The sequence below is a fragment of the Chitinimonas sp. BJB300 genome, from assembly GCF_002735695.1.
In the GTDB taxonomy this organism is placed as follows: Bacteria; Pseudomonadota; Gammaproteobacteria; order Burkholderiales; family Chitinimonadaceae; genus Chitinimonas.
Window position 1 is genome coordinate 1 of sequence record NZ_PDZH01000217.1, and the last position, 4,055, is coordinate 4,055.

General features: G+C 48.6%; 4 protein-coding genes. All 4 read left to right on the forward strand.

What is annotated here, in order from left to right:
• The first annotated feature begins 377 nt into the window (after positions 1-377).
• The 4 genes from rfaE2 (at position 378) to CSQ89_RS20275 (ending at position 3,877) form a co-directional block, all read left to right on the forward strand.
• Positions 378-872: a D-glycero-beta-D-manno-heptose 1-phosphate adenylyltransferase gene (rfaE2, locus tag CSQ89_RS20260; RefSeq protein ID WP_099407818.1), complete on the forward strand. Its 495-nt coding sequence runs from the start codon at positions 378-380 to the stop codon at positions 870-872.
• Positions 873-881: 9 nt separating this feature from the next.
• Positions 882-2,210, forward strand: a complete 1,329-nt coding sequence (locus CSQ89_RS20265) for a mechanosensitive ion channel family protein (protein WP_099407819.1) — start codon at positions 882-884, stop codon at positions 2,208-2,210.
• A gap of 56 nt (positions 2,211-2,266) precedes the next feature.
• Positions 2,267-3,463 carry a DesA family fatty acid desaturase gene (locus tag CSQ89_RS20270; protein WP_099407820.1) on the forward strand — a complete coding sequence of 399 codons (1,197 nt, stop codon included), beginning with the start codon at positions 2,267-2,269 and terminating at the stop codon, positions 3,461-3,463.
• A 63-nt stretch (positions 3,464-3,526) separates the two neighbouring features.
• Positions 3,527-3,877 carry a RidA family protein gene (locus CSQ89_RS20275; protein WP_099407821.1) on the forward strand — a complete coding sequence of 117 codons (351 nt, stop codon included), beginning with the start codon at positions 3,527-3,529 and terminating at the stop codon, positions 3,875-3,877.
• The last annotated feature ends 178 nt before the right edge of the window (positions 3,878-4,055 follow it).

A 4,055-nucleotide genomic window follows, 5' to 3' on the forward strand; every position in this document is an offset into this window, starting at 1 on the left:
GTGTGAAAGTAGGTCACTGCCAGGCGCCTTACAGTGAAGCCCCGGTCTCAACAGAGACCGGGGCTTTTGCTTTGGGGGAGCACAACAGGAAAGTGCCGCACTCGCGATGAGTGCGGCATAGGGGCTTGGCGGTGCTAGGCAGCGCTAGTTAGACGATATCCAGGTGGTCCAGACCAGCAAGCTAGGACCGGAATGTCTTTATCCATAGAAGAACAAGCACTCACCATTTCTTGAAGATACAATCGTAGTTTGTTTAATACTGATTGATGAGTAACTACACCACTCCGTGATTTCCATAGAAATCCTGTGCAGTGCAATTACAGTACTGTTTCTTAGCCGAAATCAGTTTGTCTGGTACTTGGAAAAGTGATTGTTTGATGACTCGATATGATTTGCCCTTGTTTGAAGGCAAGCTGTGTGCTCCTGAGGCATTGGTAGAACGACTGGCTTCTCTAAAACGCCCTTTGGTTTTTACCAATGGCTGTTTCGATATTTTGCACCGAGGACATGTTACTTATCTGGCTCAGGCCAGGGCGCTCGGTGCAGCTATGGTTGTAGCTATAAATACCGATATATCGGTGAAGCGCTTGGGGAAAGGGAATGATCGCCCTATTAATCCGACAGAGAATCGCGCCGCGGTATTGGCTTCACTGGCGGCTGTCGATTTGGTTACGTGGTTTGATTCAGATACGCCTTATGACCTGATTATGGCGATTAAGCCTAATATTTTGGTTAAAGGTGGTGATTGGACACCAGAGAATATCGTAGGTAGTAAGGAGGTGTTGGAGTGGGGGGGAGAAGTACATTCCATCCCATTTTGTTTTGATACTTCGACAACGGCTACGTTGCGTAAAATCCGTTCGATAGGCTGAGAATTGGTTATGCAATCGAATCTGCGGGCTACGCCACTATACGACTTTCTAGAAGAGTTTCAGCGCGCTGGATTGACTGAGCCGCATTTGGGCATGCAGTTATTGGTCTTGCTTGGAAGCGCTATTCTAGCTTGGGTTTTCAGTCGCCTTCTTCGGCCCAAATTACGTAAGAGCGGCGCTGAAAATTGGCGCTTTGGTTCCGAAGGTATTGCACGTTTACTTTTCCCATTACTATTTTGGCTAAGTGTCGAGTTGGCCACCTTCATTTGGCGGGAAGGACATAGCGTCACATTGCTACGATTGTCTACCAGCTTATTGTCCACCATGGTGCTTGTGCGGGCTGCGGTTTATCTGCTACAGGAAGTATTTGCCCAATCGGTATGGATACGCCGAGCAATTCCCTGGGTAGCCGGCGTGCTTTGGTTAGGCTTTGCTCTTCATATCACAGGGCTGCTTCCAGAAATCCAAACTGGTTTGGATAGCGTTAGTTTTAATATTGGTAAGCAGCGAATATCAATACTATTGATTTTGCATGGTCTGATATCAATAGCAATTACTATGTTATTCACGTTGTGGCTTGGTCGTTTATTTGAACAGCGTATGATGGGGGCTCAATCTATCAATCTCAGCCTGCGAGTGGTGATTACGAAAATAGTTCGTACACTGCTGATTATTGTCGGGGTGATGATTGCGCTACCCTTAGTGGGTATAGACCTCACCGTGTTGTCAGTATTTAGCGGTGCATTGGGTGTTGGATTGGGTTTTGGCCTACAAAAGATAGCCAGTAATTATGTATCGGGTTTCATTATCTTGCTTGATGGATCGATTCGAATAGGTGATCTGGTCAACATCGATAACCGCCAAGGGACAATCACTGCAATTACGTCGCGTTATGTATTGCTTAAGTTAGGTGATGGTACCGAAGCGATTATTCCAAATGAAACACTGATTACCAATACAGTCTTGAACTTATCCCATTCGGATCATTTGTTAAGAGTAGTACTACCTGTACAGGTGGCGTATGACACTGATCTGGAACATGCAATTAGTCTTTTAATTGAAACCACGCATAATGAGGCTCGAATTCTGACAGAACCGATTGCTCAGGTTTTCGTTAAAGGCTTTGGTGAGAGTGGCATTGATTTGGAGCTGGCATTCTGGATTGTCGACCCCGGTCTTGGAACGGCAGCCTTACGCTCGCAACTCAATATCAAAATCTGGAAATCGTTTGCACAGCATGGCATAGAAATTCCCTATCCTCGTCGCGATCTTCATCTGATATCTCCCGTCAATATTTCGCCAAATGTTGATGCCAGTCAGAGTTCGAGCGCACGCTAGGTAATTGATTCAGCGTAGAATCTAAATCATCACCTATCTGCTCTCAAGGAACCTTCATGCTTTCGTGGCTAAATGGTCTGATTGATTTGCCCTGGTGGGGTTATATCGTTGTGGCGCTGGGCCTTACCCACATCACTATCGCATCGGTTACCATCTTTTTGCATCGTCATCAGGCTCATCGAGCGCTTGATTTACACCCGATTCCTAGCCATTTCTTTCGATTCTGGCTTTGGCTCACCACGGGAATGGTGACTAAGGAGTGGGCATCAATTCATCGTAAACACCATGCCAAGTGTGAGTCTTTGGAAGACCCGCATAGCCCTCAGGTGCTGGGAATCAAGAAGGTGTTTTTTGAGGGTGCCGAGCTTTATCGCGCCGAATCAAAAAACAAAGATACCATGGAGAAATACGGCCATGGCACGCCCGATGATTGGATTGAGCGTAATGTTTATAGCAAGCACAGTGTATGGGGTGTGGTCACCATGGCGGTGGTGAACCTGCTCTTGTTTGGTGTAAATGGCATCTGGATATGGGCTGTGCAAATGGTCTGGATTCCGCTCACTGCTGCCGGCATTATTAATGGGATCGGTCATTACTGGGGCTATCGTAACTTTGAAAATGAAGATGCCTCAACCAATATTGTGCCGTGGGGGATCCTGATTGGGGGTGAGGAGCTGCATAATAATCACCATACCTTTGGGACTTCGGCCAAGCTGTCGAACAAATGGTTTGAGTTTGATATTGGCTGGATGTATATCCGTATTCTAGAGATGCTGGGTTTGGCCAAGGTCCGTCGCGTTGCCCCAGCTGTTCGGGTGCTGGCGCCTAAGCCTTTGGCGGATTTGGATACCTTGCAGGCGATTATTGCTAATCGCTATGAGATCGCTTCTGCCTATGCCCGTCAGTTTAAAGCCACGGTGACAGCGGAGGTAGAGGTGCTACGCGAGCGTATGCCAAATCTACCCAATCCGCAGCTGAACCCCCATAGCGCCATGAAGCGTTGGTTAAAGCAGGATCGAAAAGATACGCCTCCGCATGAGCAGGCGAGTCTGGATGCATTGTTGGCGGAATCCAAGACATTGGATACGATCTATCGTATGCGCCAAGAATTGACGGTGTTATGGGAGCGCTCTTCTTATACTAAAGAACAGTTGCTCAAGCAGTTGCAGGATTGGTGCGTTCGGGCAGAGGCCAGCGGCATCGAAGCGCTGCGTGATTTTTCCTTGCGCTTGCGTAGTGTTGAACTGGCATAATTCGTAGTTGGTTAGCCGGGGCGGCCTTGAGTCGCCCTTTGTTTTTTGTTCTTCGAGGAAATTATGTCTATTCAGCGCTATCACGTCGGTCCGCGCCTGTCCGAGATTGTCGTCCACAACAACACGGTGTATCTCGCAGGCCAGGTGGCGGATGTCATGCTGAATGCAGATACGCAGTCGCAGACGGAGGAAATCCTTGCCTTGATTGATCGCCTGCTTGGTGAGGTGGGTAGTGATAAAACTAAGATTCTGACTGCGCAAATCTGGTTGGCTGATATAGAGGACTATGACGCGATGAATCGTGCTTGGTCTGCTTGGGTACCTCAGGGCCATACGCCGGCTCGGGCAACTGTCGAGTCCCGATTGGCTGCGCCTGAGTACAAGGTGGAAATCAAGATCGTCGCAGCACTTTAAGCTTAGGTCTAGCGGTCATTTGGCCCCTGCTGCATATTGTTGCAGTAGGGGCTTGGTTTTGTGCGCCCAGCATGGGCGCACTCCTGCGGGTGGAAGTCCCGCCGTAAGTTGATCACAGCGAACGAAGTGAAGCGCAACTGCGTGAGGGCGACCGAGCGTGGGAAGGAAGCGTGGATCG